This is a genomic window from Vibrio sp. V10_P2A27P122, assembly GCF_963874335.1.
In the GTDB taxonomy this organism is placed as follows: Bacteria; Pseudomonadota; Gammaproteobacteria; order Enterobacterales; family Vibrionaceae; genus Vibrio; species Vibrio anguillarum.
Map to the genome: position 1 here is coordinate 1 of NZ_CAWNHY010000022.1, position 24200 is coordinate 24200.

Consider the following 24200-nt stretch of genomic DNA (forward strand, 5'->3'; position numbering starts at 1 on the left):
ACTTTATGCTTATTATTTAGATATACTACTGCTCCTCTGCGGTAGCATACAAACATAACAAATCGCAGATCGATATGCGTCACGCATATAATCCTAGGTGATAAACGGCTTTTTAAGGTGACACAACCCACTTCGTCAATAGAACGGTGGGTGTTGCTAAAACTCATTCATGATTGATGCCATCAGAAGCACAACACGAGTTTGAGCAAGTTGTTTTTGAGTTTATTAACCATTTGGATTAAAGACATGTCATTACCACACGTTATCCTCACTGTTTTGAGCACTCGCGATGCCACAGGGTACGACATCACAAAAGAGTTCTCTTCGAGCATTGGCTATTTTTGGAAAGCCAGCCACCAACAAGTTTACCGCGAACTGAATAAAATGGGTCAACAAGGCCTAGTCACTTGTGTATTAGAACCGCAAGATGGCAAGCCAGATCGTAAAGTTTACTCCATCACCGATGCAGGTCGCAGCGCTTTAGGTGAATGGTTTGACCAACCTACAGCTCACCCAACCGTACGTGATGAATTTAGCGCTAAATTGATCGCTTGCGCGGTACAACCAGCAACACCTTACCGAATTCAACTGGGTGAATTGGTTGAAGAATCGAAAAAACTGGTTGCTCACTACAAAGAGATTGAGTCTGCGTACTATGCAACACCAGCTACCCTCGATAAGCTACAGCGCCTTGAGCGTCTAACACTACGCCGCAACCTACTGGTTCGCCAAGCGTGGGTTGATTGGGCTGAAGAAGTGCTTGCTGAACTCGATGCAATGGCTTAATGCCAACCATAAAAAAGGGTGATGCTCTGTGAGCATCACCCTTTTTGTTTTCCGCGACCAAATCAAATACCATCACCGGCAATGAAACTTTGAGAGCGGCCATTAAATTGTTGGTCCATATCTAACGAAGGCTTATCGGTTTGCGGACGACCGACAATTTTGGCTGGCACTCCAGCGACGGTAGTGTGCGGAGGCACCGCTTGCAATACCACCGAACAAGAACCAATTTTCGCCCCTTCGCCCACTTCAATATTACCGAGAATTTTGGCACCCGCGCCAATCATCACGCCTTCACGAATTTTCGGGTGGCGATCGCCGCACTCTTTACCCGTTCCACCTAGCGTTACATCTTGTAAAATAGAGACATCATTCTCCACCACTGCGGTTTCACCGATCACAATGCCCGTAGCATGGTCAAGCATGATACCGCGGCCAATACGTGCAGCAGGATGGATGTCCACTTGGCAAGCTACCGAAATTTGGTTTTGAAAATAGGTAGCCAACGCCACTCGACCTTGCTTCCATAACCAGTTCGCGACGCGATAGCCTTGTAAGGCATGGTAGCCCTTGAGATAAAGTAGAGGCATTGAAAACATAGATACTGCGGGGTCGCGATTGACAGTCGCGCAGATGTCACACGCCGCCGCTTCCATAATGCTGGGGTCTGCGGCAAATGCCTCTTCGACCACTTCACGCACCGCCATCGCTGGCATTGAGGCCGTATTCAGCTTATTGGCAAGAATGTAGCTCAAGGCCGAGCTTAAACTATCATGCTTAATAATAGTGGCATGATAAAAACTTGCCAGCATCGGTTCTTGTTCTGACTGCTCGCGCGCCTCTTTGACTATGGCTTGCCACACTTTGAGTTTTTCGCAATGTTTCATCGTTGGTTGATCACCCTTCCTCATCCAATCTCTAGAGCGTCAATGTAGATTGCTAATAGGCTTTGTGCCTAATCATGAGCAATGAATTAGCGTTCTGCTTTTTTATCACGAGCCAGCAAATCTTGTGCTGCAACACGCGCATCTTTTCCTTGATACAGCACTTGATAGATTTGATCAACTATTGGCATTTCAACCTCCATGCGCGCCGCTAATAACCACACCTCTTTGGTGTTGCGATAACCTTCAACCACTTGGCCAATTTCTTGCTGCGCCGTATCCACGTCTTTCCCTTGTCCCAACGCCAAACCAAAGCGACGGTTACGTGATTGGTTATCGGTACAAGTGAGCACTAAGTCACCCAATCCGGCCATACCCATAAAAGTTTCTGGCTGAGCACCTAACGCTGCACCCAAACGGCACATTTCGGCCAGACCGCGCGTAATCAATGCAGTACGCGCATTCGCACCAAAGCCAATCCCATCGGACATGCCAGCGCCAATCGCAATCACGTTTTTCACCGCACCACCTAGCTGCATGCCAATAAAATCACTATTGGCGTAAACGCGGAAAGTTTTGCTGCAGTGAATTTTGCCTTGCAGATCTTCGACAAACTGCGCGTCAGGCGAGGCAACAGAAATTGCGGTAGGCATTCCCATCGCCAGCTCTTTAGCAAAAGTCGGCCCAGATAACACCGCCAATGAATAGCGCTCGCCAATGGTGTCATAGGCCACATCCATCAGTAACCGGCCCGTTTCAGGTTCAAGCCCTTTGGTTGCCCAACAAATACGGGAATCATCACGCAAGTGAGGCTTTAAACTCTTCATAACAAGGCCAAATACGTGGCTCGGAACTACAACCAACAAATCGCGGCTCGCTTGTACCGCTTTTTTCAAATCGGTTTCCACAATCAGCGAATCGGGAAAATCAATACCGGGTAAAAATTCTTGGTTAGCACGATCAGCGTCAAGACGAGCCATATGCTTAGCATCGTGTCCCCAAAGGACAACATTAGCACCGTTACGTGCTAAAGAAATCGCCAGAGATGTGCCGTAAGAACCCGCACCAACTACTGTCATGGTGATCGCTTTACCGTAAATACTGTTAGGATCTGTCATTGTTTCGTCCATTGCTATTCGTGTTGTCATGTTATACCTAAATTCCTTCCGATACAGCTTTCAATACGGAGTAGCAAGGAACGGAGGTATTGGCATTCGAAATAAACAAAAAATGCACAACGCACCATCATTATCTGGGATGCTTTGTGCATTTTTTATCATCAAAGTCTGACGTGGAACGCCAACGTTAATGATCTCACGTCATTAACGATTAAGCTTCTGCTTGCTCGCCTTGAGTCGCTTGTTGTTGTAGGTAGTTCATAAACAATGCATCAAAGTTCACTGGTGCAAGGTTAAGTTGTGGGAATGTCCCTTTAACAACTAAGCTAGAAATTGTTTCACGTGCATATGGGAACAGAATGTTTGGGCAGAATGCACCTAAACAATGAGCAAGTTGACCCGCTTCCATTTTTTCAGCAGTAAAAATACCACCTTGTTGCACTTCGCATAAGAACGCGATTTCTTCCGCGTTTTTCACTGTCACCGTTAGGCGTAATACGACTTCATACACACCCTCACCCAGATCACGACTTTGAGTGTCAAGATCCAACTTCACATCTGGATTCCACTCTTTTTGGAACATAACAGGTGAGTTTGGCGCTTCAAAAGAGACATCTTTTAGAAAGATACGTTGAATTGCGAAATTTTGTTGTGCTGTTTGTTGTGCGGCTTCAGCCATGATTAAATCCTTAAATACTTACAAATTCAGTGTTGCTTTTAGACTAACCGAGCTGATTTCGAATGACTAGATGAGCTCACGATTACGTGGAAAACATCACAACTCTTAGCATCAAATGCTGGCTTTTCAGCCAGCACACTCAGTTCAAGATAACCGCGATCAGTGAATTATTTATTGCCACGAACCAATGGCAAGTTCGCTTCATTCCAAGCTACAAGACCATTTTTCAGTAAATTCACATTCTCAAACCCAGCTTTAGCAAGCAGGTTGGCACTCTCTTGCGCGGTTTGACCCGTTTTACATACCACAATGATTGGGTCAGACTTGTGCTTTTCAAGGCTAGCCAAGTTACCGGATTTAATATCTGACGGTAAAATGTGAACCGCATCGGTAATATGGCCTTTTTTAAATTCATCTTTCGTGCGGATATCGACAACAACACCGTTTTCTCGATTCATTAAAAGCGTCGTTTGTGAAGCGGTGATCTCTTTATAGGCTGCCGTGGTTGATTTCACGATGCTCATGATTAAGGCGACGAGAATACCTACCCATGCCAAAGATAGAATCATATTGTGTTGGAAAAATTCGATGTACTCTTGCATATTCTGTGCTCTTGCAATGTGGGCTTAAAATCAGACAAGGAGTATAACGAGGTTGTCAGCCAGACGCGAGGGCTTACATTGCATAATAAGAAACTGTTGCCGTTTTTCAGCGCGCTCATCGCACTACAAGCGCGCAATCCACATCAGCTTAAAAGCTTAAGCTATCGGAAAAGGAAAAGCCGTCACGTTATCAATATGATCTTGGCCTAACGCCAGCATAATCAAGCGATCAATACCAAGCGCTACTCCTGAACATTCAGGTAAGCCAGCCTCTAACGCTGCTATCAAGTGGTAATCAATCGGCTGTTCGACCAGCCCCATCGTTTTACGCTTTTGGTTATCCGCTTCAAAACGAGCCAGTTGCTCTTGTGGGTTGTCCAGCTCATGAAAACCATTCGCAAGTTCAATCCCTTTGAAATAGACCTCAAAGCGATCCGCAACACGATGATCTTGCGGGTTAATCTTAGCTAGTGCCGCTTGTGATGCAGGAAAATCGTAAACAAAAACGGGTACCTGTTGACCAATTTCCGCCTCAACACCGACACTAAATAGCAGTTGCAGTAAGGTATCTCTATCCTCTTCTGGCTCAGCAATGTCACTTAGACCTAATCGGCTCGCAGCCGCTTTTAACTCGTTCATTGAGCCTTCTAACGGACAAACCCCAAGTACCTGTAAAAATGCTTGTTGGTAGCTCATCTTCTGCGCCGCTCCACACTGCAAAATAAGTTGCAGCAATTGAGCCATCTCATCCATTAAATCATGGTGAGTAAAACCAACCCGATACCACTCTAACATCGTAAATTCTGGGTTGTGATAGCGGCCATTTTCCTCGTTGCGAAACGCTTTATTGATCTGATAAATCGAACCACTCCCCGCCGCCAAAAGTCGTTTCATATGAAACTCTGGGCTGGTCATTAAATAAAGTTGACGGCCATCAGCATACCCTGGGCCAACAAATTGGGTTTGGAAGGTTTGCAAATGAATGTCGGTTACCGTGGCATGACTCATGGCTGGTGTATCGACTTCCAATACATCTCGTAGTTCAAAGAAATGGCGGATCTGCTTGAGTAACTGAGCACGCTGTTTGAGTTGTGGTATTGATGCGGTTGGCATCCAGTTTTTTCTATTCATGTTCTGGCACACATAAGTTTGGATGATATGAATTTTACTGACTTAAAGCGCAATTCCAAATTCTAACGTGATTATTATCACACAAAGAAAAATAAGTATGCTCGCGCTTGCACTTCCGAAGCAAAAACCTAACAGAATCAATTTTTTCCTTACACAGCTCTTCTACACTACCCGTACCACTTAAGGCTTACGAACCTTTAACTATAACAAGCGGATTTTCCGCATCACACACCGGAGGATAACTGTGCAAATTATCACCACAGATATCGCAGTCATCGGCGCAGGCGGCGCTGGTCTTCGCACTGCAATTGCAGCCGCTGAAGCAAACCCTGATTTAGAAGTTGCTCTGATTTCTAAAGTTTATCCTATGCGATCTCATACGGTTGCAGCGGAAGGAGGCTCAGCAGCAGTTATCAAGGAAGAAGATAGCCTTGACAACCACTTCAACGATACCGTTGGTGGTGGAGATTGGCTATGTGAACAGGATGTTGTTGAATATTTTGTGGCCAACTCGACCCGCGAGATGGTGCAAATGGAACAGTGGGGTTGCCCATGGAGCCGTAAAGAAAATGGCGAAGTCAACGTACGCCGTTTTGGTGGCATGAAAGTCGAGCGTACTTGGTTTGCGGCTGACAAAACAGGCTTCCACATGCTGCACACCCTCTTCCAAACTTCAATGAAGTACCCACAAATCAATCGATTTGATGAGTATTTCGTGGTGGATCTACTTGTTGAAGATGGCGAAGTTCAAGGGCTTATCGCGATTCATATGTCCGAAGGTGAGCTAGTAACCATCAAAGCAAAATCTGTGGTATTAGCCACTGGTGGCGCGGGCCGTGTGTACCACTGCAACACCAACGGCGGCATTGTAACTGGCGATGGTATGGCGATGGCTTATCGTCATGGCGTCCCTCTACGCGATATGGAGTTCGTTCAATACCACCCAACTGGCCTACCTGGCACGGGTATTTTGATGACGGAAGGCTGCCGCGGTGAAGGTGGTATCATCGTCAATAAAAATGGCTATCGTTATCTGCAAGATTACGGTATGGGCCCAGAAACTCCGGTGGGTCAGCCTAAAAACAAATACATGGAACTCGGTCCTCGCGACAAAGTTTCTCAAGCTTTCTGGCATGAACAACAGAAAGGCAACACCATCAAACATCCGCTTGGTGATGTGGTGCTGCTTGATCTTCGCCACCTCGGTGAAGAGTACTTACAAGAGCGTTTGCCGTTCATCTGTGAACTAGCGAAAGCTTACGTCAACGTTGATCCAGCAAAAGAGCCGATCCCAATTCGTCCAACCGTACACTACACCATGGGTGGTATCGAAACGGATGGACAATGTGAAACGCGCATCAAAGGTCTGTTTGCTGTCGGCGAATGTGCCTCGGTTGGCTTGCATGGTGCAAACCGTTTGGGTTCTAACTCGTTAGCTGAATTTGTGGTCTTTGGCCGCGTTGCGGGTGAAAGTGCAGTGAAACGCGCAGCGGAATTCAAAGGTTGGAACGATGAATCTATCGCCAAACAAGTCAAAGCCGTAGAAGAGCGTATTGCAGCGTTAATGAACCAAGAAGGTGATGAAAACTGGGCCACCATTCGCACTGAGATGGGTCACACCATGGAAGCGGGTTGTGGTATCTACCGCCAAGAAGATTTAATGCAAGCGGCGATTGATAAAATCACCGAGCTAAAAGCACGCTACAAGAACATTAGCATTAAAGATAAAGGCAAAGTGTTCAACACCGACCTTCTGTACGCTATCGAAGTCGGTTATGGCCTTGAAGTGGCTGAAGCTATGGTTCACTCAGCTATCTTGCGTAAAGAATCTCGCGGTGCGCATCAGCGTTTAGACGAAGGTTGTACTGAGCGTGATGATGTGAACTACCTCAAGCACTCTTTAGCTTTCTATCAACCTGATGCCGCTCCAAGTATCGACTACAGCGCGGTTAAGATCACGAAATCTCAGCCGAAAGCTCGTCTCTATGGTGAAGCGGCAGAACAGGCTGCCGCTGCGGAAAAAGCGGCAGAAGAGAAAAGCGCAGAGGAGCAAAAATAATGTCAGCAAATCGCATTCAAAAAGTAGACATTTTGCGCTACGACCCAGAAAAAGATGCTAAGCCACACCTGCAAGCGTTTGAAGTTCCTTTTGATGACACCATGTCAGTGCTCGACGCAATTGGCTACATCAAAGATAACCTCGATAAGGATCTCTCTTATCGCTGGTCTTGCCGTATGGCGATCTGCGGTTCGTGTGGTGTGATGGTTAATGGCGTACCTAAATTGGCTTGTAAAAGCTTCCTGCGCGATTACCCTAATGGCGTGAAAATTGAACCTTTAGCCAACTTTCCAATTGAAAAAGATTTGATCGTGGATATGACTTCGTTTATCGAGCGTCTTGAAGCCATTAAACCCTACATCATTGGCAACGATCGCAAACCTGAAGATGGCACCAACTTACAAACGCCAGAGCAAATGGCCAAATACAAACAATTTGCTGGTTGTATTAACTGCGGTCTTTGCTACGCGGCCTGCCCTCAGTTTGGTTTGAACCCTGAGTTTATTGGCCCCGCAGCATTAACCCTTGCTCACCGCTACAACTTAGATAGCCGTGACCATGGTAAAGCCGAGCGTATGAAGCTTATCAATGGTGATAACGGTGCTTGGGGTTGTACCTTTGTTGGTTACTGCTCTGAAGTGTGTCCAAAACACGTTGACCCAGCGGCAGCCGTCAACCAAGGCAAAGTTGAATCTTCAATGGACTTCGTGATTGCCATGCTAAAACCTGACGGTTCACCAAAGAAAGTGGAGGGATAAGGATGAGTAACCGTAAACCTTACGTTCGTGAAATGACACGCACTTGGTGGAAAGATCACCCATTCTACCGCTTCTACATGTTGCGTGAAGCAACGGTACTGCCACTGATATTCTTTACCTTATTCCTTACCTTTGGCTTGGGCTGCTTGGTTAAAGGCCCTGAAGCATGGGAAGGCTGGCTAAGCTTTATGGCAAACCCAATTGTGGTCGCAATCAATATCGTCGCGTTGGCGGGGAGTTTGCTGCATGCACAAACCTTCTTTAGCATGATGCCGCAAGTGATGCCAATCCGCTTGAAAGGTAAGCTAATCGACAAGAAAATCATCGTATTAACTCAGTGGGCTGCGGTTGCGTTTATCTCACTGATTGTTCTCATCGTGGTGTAGGAGCTTATAGTCATGAACAACAATTATAAGGTAAATCGCACGCCAAAACGTTCTGATGAACCTATCTGGTGGGGGCTGTTTGGTGCCGGTGGAACATGGTTTGCGATGATTACCCCGATCACCATTCTCGTGTTGGGTATTTTAGCACCATTAGGCATTATCGATGCTGAAGCAATGAGTTATGAACGCGTTTCGAGTTTTGCGACTAGCATCATCGGCGCACTGTTTATCATTGGTACATTAGCCTTACCGATGTGGCATGCCATGCACCGTGTTCACCACGGTATGCATGACCTAAAATTCCACACCGGTTTAGTGGGTAAAATCGCTTGTTATGCGTTTGCTGGGCTGATTTCCGCGCTCGCTGTCGTTTTTATCTTTATGATTTAAAAATAGAAAAGTGATGACATCAAAGAGCTGCCTCGGCAGCTCTTTTTTATTACGGCACTCACTCAGCTTTGGAGCAATAAAAAAGGCCGCTTACCGAGCGACCTTCTTACTTACTTTAAGGTGATTATTTGACTCGACCTACGTATTCGCCAGAGCGGGTATCCACTTTGATCACTTCACCGATAGAGATGAACAGTGGCACACGTACCACAGCACCTGTGACCAACGTAGCAGGTTTACCACCCGTACCTTGCGTATCACCTTTCAAGCCTGGATCAGTTTCAGCCACTTCAAGTTCAACAAAGTTTGGTGGCGTTACCGCAATTGGGTTGCCGTTCCAAAGCGTCAACATGCAAGTGTTGTTTTCCACTAGCCATTTTGCGCTTTCACCCACCGCTTTATTATCCGCCGCAATTTGCTCGAATGTTTCATTATTCATAAAGTGGTAGAATTCGCCATCGTTATAGAGATAATCAAGATCGATATCCATTACGTCAGCCGTTTCTACTGAATCACCTGACTTAAATGTTTTTTCCAACACTTTGCCAGAAAGAAGTTTACGGATTTTGACACGGTTGAAGGCTTGGCCTTTACCTGGTTTCACATATTCATTTTCGAGAATGACACAAGGCTCATTATCAAGCATAATTTTGAGACCGCCTTTAAATTCATTCGTGCTAACAGTAGCCATTTTTTCCTCTTACCATTCTTCGAGTTAAATTCAATGCCGCATATAATAACCCGAAAACTTGATTCTGTTGAGCAAAACTGGCTTCAACAATTAACGAATGCGATCTCAAACCCTGCCGAGCTTCTCCAGCAGTTAGAGATTGATCCTGCCCTTTGGCAAAACGGGTTTGCCGCACGCAAACTCTTCGCACTACGAGTGCCACAAAGTTTTGTCGATCGCATGGAAAAAGGAAACCCTTACGATCCCCTGTTGCGTCAAGTTTTACCACTCAATGAAGAGTTTGAATGGCATGATGGGTACTCAAATGATCCGCTTGATGAGCAAAACAATGCCATTCCGGGATTGCTGCATAAATACCGCAACCGAGTGCTAATGATAGTCAAAGGTGGTTGTGCGATTAACTGCCGTTACTGCTTTCGTCGTCATTTCCCCTACCAAGAGAATAAAGGCTCAAAGCAGGTGTGGCAGCAAAGTGTCGACTATATTGCCGCGCATCCTGAACTCAACGAGGTCATTTTATCGGGCGGTGATCCGTTAATGGCGAAAGATGAAGAACTGCGTTGGCTCATCGATGCAATCAGCAGCGTGCCTCATATTAAACGATTGCGTATTCACTCGCGCTTACCCGTGGTGATCCCCGCTCGAATCACCGATGCATTGTGTGATCTGCTGCGTGAAACCCGCTTACAAGTCATTTTGGTGACGCACATTAACCATGCCAATGAAATCAATCTAGAATTCAAACAGCAGATGAGTCGTCTGCGCGCCATCAATGTTACCTTACTCAACCAAAGTGTATTGTTAAAAGGTGTTAATGATAGCGTTGACGCGCAAGTCGCACTCAGCGAAACGTTATTTGATGCAGGAATTTTGCCTTATTACTTGCATGTGCTGGATAAAGTGCAAGGCGCAGCGCACTTTTTTGTTAGTGATCAAAAAGCAAAAGAAATAATGGCAGGTGTCATTGAGCGAGTCTCGGGCTATCTTGTTGCTAAGCTAACTCGAGAAATCGGTGGCAGAGCCAGTAAAACGCCACTCGATCTGCATCTTGAGTAATTACAGAACTTCAAAAGAGCGGTTCGGTGTCAATCAACGAACTCTTACCTTCATACTTTTGGGAAAACCATCATGCAATCTCTCGGACAATTTCTTGATCTTAGTCCATTCAGTTGGTCTGCATTATTGTGCTGTGCTATCAATGGGTTACTGATTGGCGTTGAACGCCAAACCCGTGGTAAACCGGTGGGCATTCGCACATCAATATTAATTATCTCAGGGACTTATCTCTTTCTAGCGATGGCCGTATCACTGTCCCCTAACACCTTAGACCAAGCTCGCGTGCTTGGACAAATTATTACTGGGGTTGGTTTTTTAGGCGCAGGCGTGATGATGACTCAAGATGGGAAAATCCATGGCGTCACCTCAGCCGCTGTTATTTGGGTACTGGCATCACTGGGATTGATGATCGGTCTTGGTTACTTACAGCAATCCATCATTATCACGGTATTAGCATTGTGTGTGTTGTATGGCGTGGATAAGGTAGAAAATAGCTTTCAAAGTTTGCGCCGTGGTGTTCATCAACGCTTTCGTCGTCGTACATAAGGTGAAAAAAGAGCAGCTTGATGCTGCTCTTTCGATTTCAATTCATCGGCTATTTAGCAAAGTTGATGATAGGAAAACACTTAAAGAAACCGTTATCCGCACAGTTAATTAGACCAACCTGAACACCTTCAATTTTTGTGGTTTTGTTGAACAAACCCACTTGCACTTTCGATGTATCAGAGAAGTTTGCTGCACCAACATCAACCATGGTATTACCTTCAGAGTAGTTCACTAGACTGACGTTAGCACCTTGTACATTGTTGGTCAGATTCACTACACCCACGTTAGCACCCACGGTTTGCCCTGTATTCCAGTTTAACAAACCGAGTGAAGCACCAGTCATCTCTTGATTGACTTTCGATGCCCCTAAAAGACCTAAATTTACACCCGTCGTAGAGTCAGTTTCAGATAATCCAACAACGGCGAGATCTAAGCCTTTAACCTCATTCACTTTACCGTAAAGAGCCGCAACACGAACGCCTGATACCGCATTTTCATCCGGCGCATTGAAGTTATTGATGGAAGAAAACATAACTGGAGTGCCAGCCATCGCAACAGAAGAAGATAACGCAGCCACTACGGCTAGTGCTGAAAGTACTTTTTTCATAAAGATCTCCATTGACCAATGAAACCGTTAATATTTGGTTTGTTCACGCTATTTCACTCACATCATCACCAAATTGTGATCAGTGAAGAGACGAAGTCTAGAAGAGTCGGATCACTCAAACGTCAGGATTGAGCTAATTATGCGAAAAAAAAACCGGAGGCAAGCTCCGGTTTCTTATTGAGAGAGGATGATTACATCATCCCTCCCATACCGCCCATGCCGCCCATATCAGGCATTGCCGCTTCTTTCTTCGGTAGCTCAGTCACCATAGCTTCTGTGGTGATCATGAGGCCCGCGACTGAAGCTGCGAACTGTAGCGCACTACGAGTCACTTTGGTTGGATCCAAAATACCCATGTCGATCATATCGCCATATTCACCCGTCGCAGCGTTGTAACCATAGTTACCTTCACCAGCGCGAACATTGTTAGCTACAACAGAATCCTCTTCGCCCGCGTTTTTCACGATTTGACGAATGGGTGCTTCCATCGCACGTAGTGCAACACGAATACCTACGTTTTGCTCTTCGTTGTCACCTTCAAGGCCCGCAACTTTAGCAGCCGCACGGATCAGTGCAACACCACCACCCGCAACCACGCCTTCTTCAACGGCTGCGCGAGTTGCATGCAGTGCATCTTCTACACGATCTTTCTTCTCTTTCATTTCAACTTCAGTGGTTGCACCGACTTTGATCACTGCAACGCCACCTGCCAGTTTGGCCACGCGTTCTTGTAGTTTTTCTTTGTCGTAATCTGAAGTTGCGTCTTCAATTTGTTGACGAATTTGTGCAACGCGACCTTTAATGGCTTGCTCTTCACCTGCACCATCAATGATGGTGGTGTTTTCTTTAGTGATAGAGATGCGCTTCGCTTGGCCTAGATCTTCCAAGGTCACTTTTTCAAGCTCAAGACCGATCTCTTCAGAAATCACAGTACCGCCCGTTAGGGTAGCAATGTCTTGTAGCATCGCTTTACGGCGATCACCAAAACCAGGTGCTTTCACGGCAGCAACTTTTACAATACCACGCATATTGTTCACAACTAGCGTCGCCAATGCTTCACCTTCAACATCTTCCGCCACAATCAGTAGTGGACGAGAAGCTTTTGCTACCGCTTCAAGTGCAGGAAGCAGTTCGCGAATGTTAGAAATTTTCTTATCAACCAATAGGATGAATGGGCTATCTAGATCAACACTGCCCGCTTCTTGGTTATTAATGAAGTAAGGAGATAGGTAACCACGATCAAACTGCATACCTTCCACTACATCGAGTTCATCTTGCAGTGCTTGGCCTTCTTCAACAGTGATAACGCCATCTCGGCCCACTTTTTCCATCGCTTCAGCAATGATGTTACCCACGCTTGAATCCGAGTTTGCAGAAATAGTACCCACTTGCGCAATCGCTTTAGTGTCTGAACAAGGTACTGAAAGCTCTTTCAACGCTTCAACCGCCGCCACGACAGCTTTGTCGATGCCACGCTTAAGATCCATTGGGTTCATACCCGCTGCTACAGCTTTCAAGCCTTCAGTGATGATCGCTTGCGCTAATACCGTTGCGGTTGTCGTTCCGTCACCCGCTGCATCGTTAGCTTGAGAAGCAACTTCTTTCACCATTTGTGCACCCATGTTCTGGAATTTGTCTTCCAGTTCAATTTCACGCGCAACAGTGACACCATCTTTGGTGATAATAGGTGAACCAAACGATTTATCTATCACAACGTTACGGCCTTTAGGGCCAAGGGTGACTTTTACTGCATCGGCTAGAATATTAACGCCTTCTAGCATTTTAATACGTGCATCGTTACCAAATTTAACGTCTTTAGCAGCCATCTTTAATTTCCTTTTCTAAATTCTGTTTTAATCAATCGTTTTTGAATCAGAGCAAAAATTACTCAATGCTTACTCGACAATCGCCATGATGTCGTTTTCAGACATAATGAGCACTTCTTTACCGTCGATCTTTTCCGTTTTAGTACCGTAGCTTTCTGCAAAAATAACCGTATCACCTACTTTGACATCCAGCGGTTGTACCGAACCATTTTCAAGGATTCGGCCTTTGCCTACTGCTAAGATGACGCCACGAGTCGATTTCTCTGCAGCGGAACCTGTTAGAACAATGCCACCAGCAGATTTAGATTCAACTTCTTGGCGTTCAACGATAACTCGGTCGTGTAATGGACGAATGTTCATCGGTCGTCTCTCCTGATTAGATTTTCCGTTAGGTTTATGAAAAGGCTGATTACTCAGCTCGTGAGTGATATGTGGGGGAGCAAGCAAGGGATCCCAAGGGGGGAAAGCGAAAATTTTGTGATCTATTTAACGAATTGATAGCGAATCTTGGTTCTGTGCTGACAAAAGTTACTAGCGGCTCATCCTGTATAGTCAATAATTTGCTTTATTAAGCTGCTTCTTCATAATAGATAAGGCAAACAGAGGAATGCGATGAAAACCATTGACCGAATACTTCAAACCATCAAACGCGATGGAGCGGTAACCGCTAAACGACTGGCCGACGACCTAGGTATTACCACCATGGGGGCTCGCCAGCACCTACAAAGTTTGGAAGATGATGGCATTGTGGCGTTTCATGATGTCAAAGTAAAAGTCGGACGCCCTACTCGACACTGGTCTTTGACACAACAAGGCCACGACCAATTTGCTGATCGGCATGGCGAGTTGATCATCCAAGTGATTGATGCTGTTGAGCACCTTTTTGGTAAAGAAGGACTAGCCAAAGTGGCGGCAGAGCGTGAAGCTCACACATTAGCACAGTATCAACAAGCATTAATTGATTGCCACAGTTTAGAAGAAAAACTAGCTAAGCTAGTGACGCTTCGTGAGCAAGAAGGCTATATGGCAGAGCTCATACCATCAGCGAACGGTTACACTTTAATTGAGAACCATTGCCCTATCTGTAAAGCTGCGGCACGCTGCCCTAATCTGTGCCAATCTGAACTTAATATTTTCCAAACGTTGATCGGTGAGCAATATGTAGTTGAGCGGAGCGAACACATCATTATGGGTGAGCGTCGCTGCCGTTATCAAATCACACCACGCTAAGATCGTCTCATTAGTAAGAAATGGCGATTTCGTTCCAACTCCTACCTTATTGATCGGTTATGCTTTCATTGTGTTGATAAAATAATCAACAGAGAAATAGTGTAAAGGAGAAAGATATGGAGCCCCCTCAAAAACAGGCCTTACCTTCTTTTGATGAGTTGGTTGAACTTGCCAAACATAATCCAGATGCCTTTACGCAACTGAAAAAAGATATCTGTGAAGAGATGATCCTCTCCTCTTCCAACAACATGCAAGACAGGTTATGGGCTCAGCAAAGTCACATTGACTTGGTGGTGAGCCAATGCAAAAACCCTGTCCATGCTAATGTTATGCTGATGCGTGAGCTCGGCGAACAGATGATGAAATTTAGAAATGCCTTAGATAGCGAATCGGCGCGCACTCAACCGAGCGCGACCATCATTCCATTTGTGCCGCGCCACAGCGACTGGCGTTAACCTCGCTATTTGAAGCTTTTTAAAACAACAGGAGGCATTGGCCTCCTGTTGTTTTATCAATTTGTTTTCTATCAAGTTTACTCAGGTTCAGGTCCGTAGCGGTTGCGGCTTTGCGTTCCCTTCATAAAACCACATTCGACTAAAATCCATGAGCCACAAACCAGTGCGACCAGCGATACCAATGACTCTGTCATACTGGCTTGAGTGGCAATCTCGGCACTAGCAAAAGGCATACTCATACGGCCAATCACCAAGGGGACATTAAGCAATAACCACCAAGCAGACTTATCTCTGTCATGCCAACGTTTTACCGTGATGGCCAAATCAGGCAGTAACACCACTAGCAAAAACAGCGGCAAGATCAGGTGCGTATAGGCAGGAAATATTTGGTTTGCAGCGAGTGCGAAGCCCATAATGGACGCGTAATAACAGAGATTCCACATCCAAAATACTTTGCGCCCGATGCGTCCTTGAAATGAAAATAGCAGTTCTTTAATCGACATTTTGTTACCTAAAATGGTTAATTTACAACCTTTTGGAAGCAATCTTTATCCATATCACGCACATTCACGGTCAGACTCCTGACTTGACTAGCTTGCTGTTGCAATACCGCCATTAATTGACGTGACAACTCTCTTTTTTGTTCAGGTGTCCGCCCTGACAGCAAATCAAAGCTGAGGTGAATAAAATCAACACTGTCGCCTTCTTCACCAATACACCAATGGTGGCAGCGTAGCGCCCGTGATTTCACTGAGTCAGCGTCAAATAATCCGCAGCGAAGTGCGACTTGGTGAAGATCTTCCAATAACCCTTGAACATTCACACGTTCATCCACAGAGTTCGAGTATTCCATAACAAGGTTGGGCATACGAATTCCTTTTCTTCATTCATGATCAAATTTCAACACTGGTGAGCCTTATTGGTATCACTAGCTTTTCTTTTAACAGCCACTAATAGCAATTAATCTCGTAAAATCCGAGCCATTATCGGCTATTCTGTCTATCTGATCACTGATAAGGGGTATCACGCATTGCTTAAGATCCCATAAAGTCATGACTCGAATCATGATCTGACCGATTTTATCTGTTATATTCTTTCGCAATCACGTTTATTTTTGACATTCATTCATTTTAACTTTGATAGATAATGGAGATATTCCTATGCGTCATCCTGTAGTTATGGGTAACTGGAAACTAAACGGCAGCAAAGAGATGGTTGTTGAGCTGCTAAATGGTCTGAATGCAGAGCTTGAAGGCGTAACGGGTGTTGACGTAGCCGTTGCTCCACCTGCACTTTTTATTGACCTAGCAGAGCGCACTCTGACCGATGCGGGTAGCGCGATCATTCTGGGTGCCCAAAACAGCGACGTACACAACAGTGGCGCATTCACTGGCGATATGTCTCCAGCAATGCTGAAAGAATTCGGTGCAACACACATCATCATTGGTCACTCTGAGCGTCGTGAATACCACAACGAATCCGATGAATTTGTGGCGCAAAAATTTGCATTCCTAAAAGAAAATGGCCTAACACCAGTACTTTGTATCGGTGAATCTGAAGCACAAAACGAAGCTGGCGAAACAGTAGCCGTATGTGCACGTCAACTTGACGCTGTGATCAGCACTCAAGGTGTTGAAGCGCTAGAAGGCGCGATCATCGCTTACGAACCAATCTGGGCGATCGGCACAGGTAAAGCAGCAACAGCAGATGATGCTCAACGTATTCACGCTGCCATTCGCGCGCACATTGCTGCAAAATCAGAAGCAGTAGCGAAGAATGTCGTTATCCAATACGGCGGTTCTGTAAAACCTGAAAATGCAGCAGCTTACTTCGCACAACCAGACATTGATGGTGCTCTAGTTGGCGGCGCAGCACTTGATGCGAAAAGCTTTGCAGCTATCGCAAAAGCAGCAGCTGAAGCGAAAAAAGCGTAATTATTCACACTAATTATCGTTAAGAAGGTCAGCATTTGCTGGCCTTTTTTGTTTCTTCACTCGCGTCACACTTCCCATCCCAGCAGCTATAGTCGCGATCGCCAGAATCAAGTATCCTAACGTTTTGCTTAACCTACGTTGCCAGTAATGCACGATAAACACGGCCTATTAACCGCCCCAATTCCAAATGTGCTCACTCAAATGACGATCCCAATGATTTTTGGTTTGATCGCGATTTTGATGTTTAACTTGGTCGACACCTTTTTTATCTCACTGTTGGGCACCGAATCTCTTGCCGCCATCAGTTTTACCTTTCCCGTCACCTTTGCGGTCAACTGCATCACCATGGGAATTGGTATTGGACTTTCGACGAGTATTGGCCGCTTACTCGGTCAAGGTGACGCTAAAAATGCGGCGCGTTTTTCTAGTCACGGCGTGTTGCTGGCTGTGGTGCTGGTGACATTCGCTTCAATTCTGAGTTTACTGACCATTAAGCCACTCTTCCTACTGCTTGGTGCCACTGACGATTTAATCCCTTTGATTGAGCAATACATGCAGGTTTGGTATTTGACCATTCCTTTGCTCGTTATTCCCATGGCTGGTAACAGCGCAATTCGAGCAACGGGTGATACTAAAACGCCGGCTAAAATTATGATGCTCGCAGGTTGTATTAACGGTCTGCTCGATCCGCTGCTGATTTTTGGTTATGGCCCTTTCCCTGAATTAGGAATCCAAGGTGCTGCTATTGCCAGTGCATTCAGTTGGTTAGGCGCACTGTGCGGATCGCTATATGTATTAATCAAAAGAGAAAAATTATTGGCATGGCCGTATTTTCCTACTTTATGGCATGATTGGCAGCAGATCTTAAAAGTGGGCACACCAGCGGCACTCTCCAATGCAATGAATCCACTCTCTGGCGCGCTATTAATGATAATGCTGGCAAGCCATGGCACGGCTGCCGTGGCCGCTTACGGCGCCGCGCAGCGTATTGAGTCGATACTCATTTTGGTCTTGATGTCACTAACCTCAGCACTGACTCCCTTTATGGCACAAAACATCGGCGCAAAAAATATTGAGCGTAGCTTTGCTGGCTTGTTCCTCAGCATGCGTTTTTCTATCGTATTTCAATTGATGATTTTTGCGATGATGGTACCGCTGAGCATCCCTTTGTCAGCCCTATTTTCTCAAGAGCCCTCGGTGCGCGATCTATTGTGGCACTATTTGCTGGTGGTGCCACTGAGCTATGGCTTTCAAGGCATTGTGATGATGCTTGTCTCTGGATTGAATGCATTGCATCAACCCATGCGCGCCTTTCAGTGGAGCGTGATGCGGCTATTTGTGTTCACTCTTCCTGCCGCGTGGTTAGGTTCGTATCTCTATGATGTCGAAGGGCTGTTTATCGGGATTGCCGCAGGCAATACCTTAGGTGGGCTGCTGGGTTATTACTACGCCCTGCGTCTAAAACGAACTTACCTGTTTCGCTAATGCTACCATTTATCTGGTTGAGTACGTCGTGGTGAACTAAATATAAAAAAGCCAGCATTCATGCTGGCTTTATCACTTAGAAACATCGCCTTTCAGCGCGAGAAACTACTCTTCAATCTCGTCAAGGTCATCATCTAAGTCCATATCCACATTTAAAGGCTCAGGAGATAAAATAATACCCGTATTATCAGCGTACAAATAATCTTCAGGTAGGAAAGTGACGCCACCAAAATTGACAGGCACATCCACTTCACCGATACCTTGATTGGATGCTCCAACAGGAATAGAGGCGAGCGCTTGAATGCCGATGCTCATCTCTTCGAGTTCATCCACTTCACGGACACAACCGTAAACAACGATGCCTTCCCACTCATTTTCTTCAGCAAGAGCGGCCAATTCTGCATCAATCAGCGCACGGCGCAGTGAACCACCACCATCAATTAACAGCACCCGTCCTAGCCCATCTTGCTCTAATACTTCACGGATTAAGCCATTATCTTCAAAACATTTAATCGTCGTAAGCTGGCCAGCAAAGGATGCGCTTCCACCAAAGTTACTAAACATTGGCTCCACCACATCGACTTGGTCGAGATAAATATCACATAACGCAGAGGTGTTGTATTCCATAATGGTTCTTCTCTTGCCGAAAATTATCTTCACCGAGTATATAGGGTCATTAAGTCATTGCAATGACAAGCGACAATTAACTCGTCAGAGTTTGAGCTATAACAATTCCAACAAACAACAAGTTGGTGATCAGTGAACATTTGACGATAGCGGGCATCATAGGTGCTATCTGCGCAGGTTGATCACTCACCCACACCGCTTTACTGTGTTTTACCACTACCACAATGCTCAACAAAAAGGGCAAACTTATCCACGTTGGGCTGCTTTGCATCACTAAATACCAAGCAAAAGCGACCACCGCACCCGCCAATAGCATAAAGTGATATTGCTTGGCGCGCGTTTGCCCAAGACGTACGGCAACGGTTTTTTTTCCGCAAACTGCATCATTTTCAATATCACGCATATTGTTGACATTGAGCACAGCGACCGCCAATAAGCCACAGCCTAACGCGGGTAAGAACAGGCTCGGTTCCACATGGCCGGTATGCAAGAAATAGGTTCCAGACACCCCAAGTAAACCAAAGAAAATGAATACGGATAAATCACCTAAGCCGACATAGCCGTAGGGTTTGTTACCGACCGTGTAAGCAATCGCGGCCACAATAGCGAGCACGCCCAGCCCGACAAAAGCCAGAATACTTTGCACACTATCCAGTGCATAAAAAATCAACACCAAACCCGAGATAATCGTCAATGTGATGTTAATCAGCATCGCTTGCTTCATATCATCGAGCGTCACCGCACCGGACTGAATCGCTCTGATTGGCCCTAAGCGAGCCTCATTATCCGTGCCCTTGACCGCATCACCATAATCATTTGCAAGGTTAGATAAAATTTGTAATAAAGTTGCGGTAAGCAGAGCAAGCAGCGCTACTGGCAACGAAAAATGGCCCGATGAGAAAGCTAACGCGCTGCCCGTTAAAATAGAAACTAGCGCGAGAGGGAGCGTTTTAGGCCTGGCCGCATCAAGCCAGATATGGAGCGAATTCTTCATGCAAGGTCACTGCCGTTCAAAAAAGGGGTCAGTATATACTGTTCTGCTGGCGAGTATAACACGGCAATAAAAAGCCCGTCACTTTGGACGGGCTACAAACAGTGTACTGACCATTCGACCCGCTAAAGAATAAAGCGGCTCAAATCTTCATTCTCGACTAACTCACCTAGGCGCTGCTTGACATAGGCGGCATCGATAATCATTGAGGAGCCAGGCTTTTCTGTTGCATCAAATGAGATTTCATCCATCAAACGCTCCATCACGGTATGCAGGCGACGTGCGCCGATATTTTCCGTGGTTTCATTCACTTTCCACGCGGCTTCCGCAATTTGAGTGATGCCATCTTCAGTGAATTCAATGTGCACCTCTTCTGTCTTCATCAGCGCAATATACTGCTCGGTCAGAGAGGCTTTCGGCTCAGTCAAAATACGTTTAAAGTCATGGCTCGATAATGCTTCAAGTTCGACGCGAATCGGCAAGCGGCCTTGCAACTCGGGGATTAAATCAGAGGGCTTCGCCACTTGGAATGCACCCGACGTAATAAAAAGGATATGATCAGTTTTAACCATGCCGTGCTTAGTCGAGACGGTACTGCCCTCAATCAAAGGTAGCAAATCACGTTGCACCCCTTCACGCGATACATCTGGACCTGAGCTTTCGCCGCGTTTACAGATTTTGTCAATCTCATCGATGAAGACAATACCGTTATTTTCAACATTAAAAATAGCTTGATCTTTCAGCTCTTCCTGATTGACCAATTTTGCCGCTTCTTCCTCAGTCAAAGCTTTGAAGGCCTCTTTGATTTTGAGTTTGCGTTTTTTCTTGGTATCCCCTGCAAGGTTCTGAAACAAACCTTGCAGCTGATTGGTCATCTCTTCCATGCCTGGAGGTGCCATAATTTCAACCCCCATTTGAGGGACAGCGACATTGATTTCAATCTCTTTGTCGTCGAGCTTTCCTTCACGCAACTTTTTACGGAAGATTTGGCGAGTGTTCGAGCTCTCTTCGCCCTTTTCATTCTCTCCCCAAGCATCACGAGCTGGCGGCAATAAAGCATCTAAAATACGCTCTTCTGCTTGCTCTTGCGCGCGAAATTGCACTTTTTCCATCGCTTGCTGGTGAGTCATTTTTACCGCGACATCGGTTAAATCGCGAATAATGGTTTCCACTTCTTTACCAACATAACCCACTTCGGTAAATTTGGTCGCTTCCACTTTAATAAATGGTGCGTTGGCAAGCTTGGCGAGACGACGAGCAATTTCCGTTTTTCCCACCCCAGTTGGACCAATCATCAAAATGTTTTTCGGCGTTACTTCGGCGCGCAAGCTCTCTTCGAGCTGCATGCGACGCCAGCGGTTACGCAGCGCAATCGCCACCGAACGTTTGGCTTTATCTTGACCAATAATATGGCGATTTAATTCGTGAACAATTTCACGTGGAGTCATTTCAGACATCAGATTTTCCTTAATTCTTTACCCTAACACTGTCTTTATTTTTCGGTGGTCACTGTTTGTTGCAGTAGCAATTCCGCCGGTATTTCTAGTTCTTCGATAGTGTGGAAATGGTTGGTAAACACGCAAATGTCGCCCGCAATTTTTAGTGCTTTTTCAGCGATTTCACGTGCATCTAAATCGGTATTTTCTAATAATGCGGTCGCCGCAGCTTGGGCAAAATTACCACCCGAACCGATAGCAATCAGGTCGTTTTCTGGTTGAACGACGTCACCATTACCCGTAATAATGAGCGATGCAGTTTCATCAGCCACCGCTAAAATCGCTTCTAGCTTACGCAGTGCTCGGTCACTACGCCAATCTTTTGCCAGCTCAACCGCGGCCTTAGTAAGATGACCTTGATGCATTTGCAGCTTACTTTCAAAGCGCTCAAACAAGGTAAACGCATCGGCTGTGCCACCTGCAAACCCTGCCAAGACTTGATTATTGTACAGACGGCGAACCTTGCGCGCGTTGCCTTTCATTACTGTATTACCGAGCGATACTTGTCCGTCACCGGCGATGACAACTTTATTATTACGACGTACAGAGACGATGGTAGTCACGACAGGACCTCTTATTTGTTTTCACGATGGAGTTAGCAAATATATGAGGATGGTTGGGGAAGATTTCAAGTCACAAAAAACACTCACCGCGAATCGATTGGATGCGGTGAGTGATCGCTCTTATTGTGGTTCAGTCCAAATGGCGCACGGCTCAATTTTAGCGCGTTGTAATTTATGCTCGTCACGCTGCGCATCACGCTTATATTTGTATGGCCCTAATACCACGCGATACCAACTGCTGCCTTCCGTTTTTCGGATTTCACTTTTTAAACCCTGAAACGCGATATCAAGTTTACGGCTTTCAGCTTGTGCCGAAGTTTTGTACGCCCCACACTGCATAATGTAAGGGATTTCAGACACTTTCTGTTCTTTGGCTACCACTTCTACTTCACGTTTCGGCAAGCTATCCACGTAATCCCATTTTTCCTCTGGGGGCGGTGGGATCACTTTCTCTGGCTTAGGCTTTGCGACTGGTTTTGTAGGAACCACAACCGCTTGAGGCGGCTCAGGATCACGGCTGAGTAAGAACAGCCCATAACCAAAACCGGAAACGAGCAACAGTGCCAATAAGCCACTACGCCAAGGTTTACGACGTGGAGCTGTTTTTTTCGGGGTCGGCTTTTTCGGACTACGACCGCGCCTTACATAATCTTTATTAGCCACAGAGAATTCAAAAGTTGATGGTTTGTGCCAATGTTAATGCAGTTTCCAACGACTTAATAGTGCTGAAAGAGTTGCAGCGCATCAAAAATGCGCTGCATGTGGTTAGCTCAAGCGAGGAGGCGCTGCGCTTTCTCGAATCACTAACTTGGTTTCTAATAGTCGAGAACCTGCGCCAACCTCTTGACCGCGAAGAAGATCGAGCATCATGAGCATCGCTTGACGCCCTATCTCATAGCGCGGCTGTGAGATGGTCGTTAACGGTGGATCGCAGTAGAGCGCAAATTGAATATCATCAAATCCCACCACTGAAATATCTTGTGGAACGCGCAAACCCAATTTTTTGGCTTCCTTAATGACACCGATAGCCATACTGTCATTATGACTAAAAATGGCTGTGGGTGGCTCAGATAACGCCAATAATTGGCGCAGTGCTTTAGCCCCAGCTTCAAAAGTAAAATCACCATAAGTGCAATAATTAGGGTTCATGGTAATTCCTGCGCGGCGTAAAGCTTGTTGATAACCTTGATGGCGGAACTTACACAGCGTGGCCTCTGCTGGCCCCGATATTTGCGCGATGCGTTTGTGCCCGAGCTGCGTCAAATAGTTCACCGCTTCAAACGCTGAAGTAAGGTTATCAATATGTACCGTCGGCAACTCAAGTTCTGGCGCAAATTCACATGCCATAACCATAGGTGGCAGGTTTTTTTGCTCCGGCTTACTAACATCAAACGGCAAATCAGTTCCCAGCAACAACATGCCATCGGCCTGCTTAGTAAATACGAGGTTAACTAACGAACTTTCTCGCTTTTTCTGCTGACCACTATCACCCAACAGTACTAAATAACCATGTTCCATCGCCGCATCTTCGATACCACGAATGATCTCTGTGAAGTAAGGGTCACAAATATCAGGCACGATAGCGACAATGGTTTTAGATTCATTACGGCGTAAGTTGCGAGCGAGAGAATTTGGTGAGTAACCAGCTTCCAAAACAGCATCTTCGACACGCTTTCGCGTTGAAGATGATACTTTTTCAGGGTTCATCAACGCCCTAGATACCGTGGCGGTTGATACACCTGCAAGCTGGGCAACATCCTTCATTGTCGCCATAGAAATTAACCTCTTTAAAAGTTGTTACTGGGCTGAAATCACCCGTTGTTATGTTTATAAAATCCGGTTGTAAAATCTGGTTATCCATTTTGAACGCTGAGCTGTTATTCACAGCGGATATATGAGTGAT

Annotated in this window: 28 protein-coding genes; 11 read left to right on the top strand and 17 right to left on the bottom strand. The window is 45.8% G+C overall.

The window, feature by feature from the left end; translation table 11 throughout:
- Positions 1–246 precede the first annotated feature (246 nt).
- Complete coding sequence (locus AACQ17_RS01420; RefSeq protein WP_010317655.1) at positions 247–786, top strand: PadR family transcriptional regulator; 540 nt, start codon at positions 247–249, stop codon at positions 784–786.
- Positions 787–848: 62 nt separating this feature from the next.
- On the opposite strand, the gene cysE is transcribed toward AACQ17_RS01420, so the two are convergent.
- The 5 genes from cysE to epmA form a co-directional block, all read right to left on the bottom strand.
- On the bottom strand, positions 849–1670 hold the full coding sequence (cysE, locus tag AACQ17_RS01425; protein WP_010317654.1) for a serine O-acetyltransferase: 822 nt from the start codon (positions 1668–1670) through the stop codon (positions 849–851).
- A gap of 86 nt (positions 1671–1756) precedes the next feature.
- Positions 1757–2815, bottom strand: a complete 1059-nt coding sequence (gene gpsA / locus AACQ17_RS01430) for an NAD(P)H-dependent glycerol-3-phosphate dehydrogenase (protein ID WP_013855871.1) — start codon at positions 2813–2815, stop codon at positions 1757–1759.
- A 181-nt stretch (positions 2816–2996) separates the two neighbouring features.
- Positions 2997–3464 carry a protein-export chaperone SecB gene (gene secB / locus AACQ17_RS01435; RefSeq protein WP_013855870.1) on the bottom strand — a complete coding sequence of 156 codons (468 nt, stop codon included), beginning with the start codon at positions 3462–3464 and terminating at the stop codon, positions 2997–2999.
- Between the two features lie 167 nt (positions 3465–3631).
- Positions 3632–4066 carry a rhodanese-like domain-containing protein gene (locus tag AACQ17_RS01440; RefSeq protein ID WP_010317649.1) on the bottom strand — a complete coding sequence of 145 codons (435 nt, stop codon included), beginning with the start codon at positions 4064–4066 and terminating at the stop codon, positions 3632–3634.
- A 156-nt stretch (positions 4067–4222) separates the two neighbouring features.
- Positions 4223–5197, bottom strand: a complete 975-nt coding sequence (epmA, locus tag AACQ17_RS01445; protein ID WP_094147417.1) for an elongation factor P--(R)-beta-lysine ligase — start codon at positions 5195–5197, stop codon at positions 4223–4225.
- Between the two features lie 244 nt (positions 5198–5441).
- Here epmA and frdA point away from each other — a divergent pair, with 244 nt between their 5' ends.
- The 4 genes from frdA to frdD are packed head-to-tail and all read left to right on the top strand — an operon-like array spanning position 5442 to position 8790.
- Positions 5442–7256, top strand: a complete 1815-nt coding sequence (gene frdA, locus AACQ17_RS01450; RefSeq protein ID WP_094147418.1) for a fumarate reductase (quinol) flavoprotein subunit — start codon at positions 5442–5444, stop codon at positions 7254–7256.
- The gene (locus AACQ17_RS01455) at positions 7256–8014 is read left to right on the top strand and encodes a succinate dehydrogenase/fumarate reductase iron-sulfur subunit (RefSeq protein WP_013855867.1); all 759 of its coding nucleotides are present in this window, start codon (positions 7256–7258) and stop codon (positions 8012–8014) included. The genes frdA and AACQ17_RS01455 overlap by 1 nt, the downstream gene beginning before the upstream one ends.
- Positions 8015–8016: 2 nt before the next feature.
- The gene (frdC, locus tag AACQ17_RS01460) at positions 8017–8400 is read left to right on the top strand and encodes a fumarate reductase subunit FrdC (protein ID WP_017043204.1); all 384 of its coding nucleotides are present in this window, start codon (positions 8017–8019) and stop codon (positions 8398–8400) included.
- A gap of 12 nt (positions 8401–8412) precedes the next feature.
- Complete coding sequence (gene frdD / locus AACQ17_RS01465) at positions 8413–8790, top strand: fumarate reductase subunit FrdD (protein ID WP_010317640.1); 378 nt, start codon at positions 8413–8415, stop codon at positions 8788–8790.
- A gap of 124 nt (positions 8791–8914) precedes the next feature.
- On the opposite strand, the gene efp is transcribed toward frdD, so the two are convergent.
- Entirely contained in the window at positions 8915–9481 is a 567-nt protein-coding gene (gene efp, locus AACQ17_RS01470) for an elongation factor P (protein WP_017043203.1), read from the bottom strand.
- Between the two features lie 33 nt (positions 9482–9514).
- On the opposite strand from efp, the gene epmB reads away from it, so the two are divergent.
- The gene (epmB, locus tag AACQ17_RS01475) at positions 9515–10537 is read left to right on the top strand and encodes an EF-P beta-lysylation protein EpmB (protein ID WP_094147181.1); all 1023 of its coding nucleotides are present in this window, start codon (positions 9515–9517) and stop codon (positions 10535–10537) included.
- Between the two features lie 72 nt (positions 10538–10609).
- Positions 10610–11083, top strand: coding sequence for an MgtC/SapB family protein (locus AACQ17_RS01480; RefSeq protein WP_013855863.1), 474 nt, complete (start codon positions 10610–10612; stop codon positions 11081–11083).
- 49 nt (positions 11084–11132) lie between these two features.
- Here AACQ17_RS01480 and AACQ17_RS01485 read toward each other — a convergent pair whose 3' ends face one another.
- The 3 genes from AACQ17_RS01485 to AACQ17_RS01495 form a co-directional block, all read right to left on the bottom strand.
- Positions 11133–11690, bottom strand: a complete 558-nt coding sequence (locus tag AACQ17_RS01485; RefSeq protein ID WP_026027420.1) for a VC2662 family protein — start codon at positions 11688–11690, stop codon at positions 11133–11135.
- A 191-nt stretch (positions 11691–11881) separates the two neighbouring features.
- Positions 11882–13516: a chaperonin GroEL gene (gene groL, locus AACQ17_RS01490; RefSeq protein WP_013855861.1), complete on the bottom strand. Its 1635-nt coding sequence runs from the start codon at positions 13514–13516 to the stop codon at positions 11882–11884.
- Positions 13517–13585: 69 nt separating this feature from the next.
- A complete protein-coding gene (locus tag AACQ17_RS01495) occupies positions 13586–13876 on the bottom strand; it encodes a co-chaperone GroES (protein ID WP_010317634.1) in 291 nt (96 codons plus the stop codon).
- 252 nt (positions 13877–14128) lie between these two features.
- Between AACQ17_RS01495 and AACQ17_RS01500 the strand changes: the two genes are divergently transcribed.
- The gene (locus AACQ17_RS01500) at positions 14129–14746 is read left to right on the top strand and encodes a helix-turn-helix transcriptional regulator (protein ID WP_094147182.1); all 618 of its coding nucleotides are present in this window, start codon (positions 14129–14131) and stop codon (positions 14744–14746) included.
- 116 nt (positions 14747–14862) lie between these two features.
- A complete protein-coding gene (locus AACQ17_RS01505) occupies positions 14863–15201 on the top strand; it encodes a DUF3135 domain-containing protein (protein ID WP_094147183.1) in 339 nt (112 codons plus the stop codon).
- Between the two features lie 77 nt (positions 15202–15278).
- On the opposite strand, the gene AACQ17_RS01510 is transcribed toward AACQ17_RS01505, so the two are convergent.
- Together AACQ17_RS01510 and AACQ17_RS01515 are read right to left on the bottom strand one after the other, a co-directional pair.
- On the bottom strand, positions 15279–15704 hold the full coding sequence (locus tag AACQ17_RS01510) for a DUF805 domain-containing protein (protein ID WP_026027889.1): 426 nt from the start codon (positions 15702–15704) through the stop codon (positions 15279–15281).
- A 17-nt stretch (positions 15705–15721) separates the two neighbouring features.
- Positions 15722–16069, bottom strand: coding sequence for a 5-carboxymethyl-2-hydroxymuconate Delta-isomerase (locus tag AACQ17_RS01515; protein WP_017043199.1), 348 nt, complete (start codon positions 16067–16069; stop codon positions 15722–15724).
- Positions 16070–16361: 292 nt separating this feature from the next.
- Between AACQ17_RS01515 and tpiA the strand changes: the two genes are divergently transcribed.
- The gene (gene tpiA / locus AACQ17_RS01520; protein WP_094147184.1) at positions 16362–17135 is read left to right on the top strand and encodes a triose-phosphate isomerase; all 774 of its coding nucleotides are present in this window, start codon (positions 16362–16364) and stop codon (positions 17133–17135) included.
- 147 nt (positions 17136–17282) lie between these two features.
- Positions 17283–18620: an MATE family efflux transporter gene (locus tag AACQ17_RS01525; RefSeq protein ID WP_094147185.1), complete on the top strand. Its 1338-nt coding sequence runs from the start codon at positions 17283–17285 to the stop codon at positions 18618–18620.
- A 105-nt stretch (positions 18621–18725) separates the two neighbouring features.
- Here AACQ17_RS01525 and rraA read toward each other — a convergent pair whose 3' ends face one another.
- From rraA to cytR, 6 genes are all read right to left on the bottom strand, one after another.
- Positions 18726–19247, bottom strand: coding sequence for a ribonuclease E activity regulator RraA (gene rraA, locus AACQ17_RS01530; protein WP_026027418.1), 522 nt, complete (start codon positions 19245–19247; stop codon positions 18726–18728).
- Between the two features lie 76 nt (positions 19248–19323).
- Positions 19324–20241 (bottom strand): 1,4-dihydroxy-2-naphthoate polyprenyltransferase, encoded by a 918-nt coding sequence (locus AACQ17_RS01535; RefSeq protein ID WP_094147186.1) that lies wholly within the window; start codon positions 20239–20241, stop codon positions 19324–19326.
- A gap of 122 nt (positions 20242–20363) precedes the next feature.
- Positions 20364–21695, bottom strand: coding sequence for an HslU--HslV peptidase ATPase subunit (hslU, locus tag AACQ17_RS01540; protein ID WP_013855851.1), 1332 nt, complete (start codon positions 21693–21695; stop codon positions 20364–20366).
- A gap of 35 nt (positions 21696–21730) precedes the next feature.
- Positions 21731–22297 carry an ATP-dependent protease subunit HslV gene (gene hslV / locus AACQ17_RS01545; RefSeq protein WP_010317615.1) on the bottom strand — a complete coding sequence of 189 codons (567 nt, stop codon included), beginning with the start codon at positions 22295–22297 and terminating at the stop codon, positions 21731–21733.
- Between the two features lie 120 nt (positions 22298–22417).
- Positions 22418–22960, bottom strand: coding sequence for an SPOR domain-containing protein (locus AACQ17_RS01550; protein ID WP_013855850.1), 543 nt, complete (start codon positions 22958–22960; stop codon positions 22418–22420).
- Positions 22961–23062: 102 nt separating this feature from the next.
- Positions 23063–24070, bottom strand: coding sequence for a DNA-binding transcriptional regulator CytR (gene cytR, locus AACQ17_RS01555; RefSeq protein ID WP_017043195.1), 1008 nt, complete (start codon positions 24068–24070; stop codon positions 23063–23065).
- Between the last annotated feature and the right edge of the window lie 130 nt (positions 24071–24200).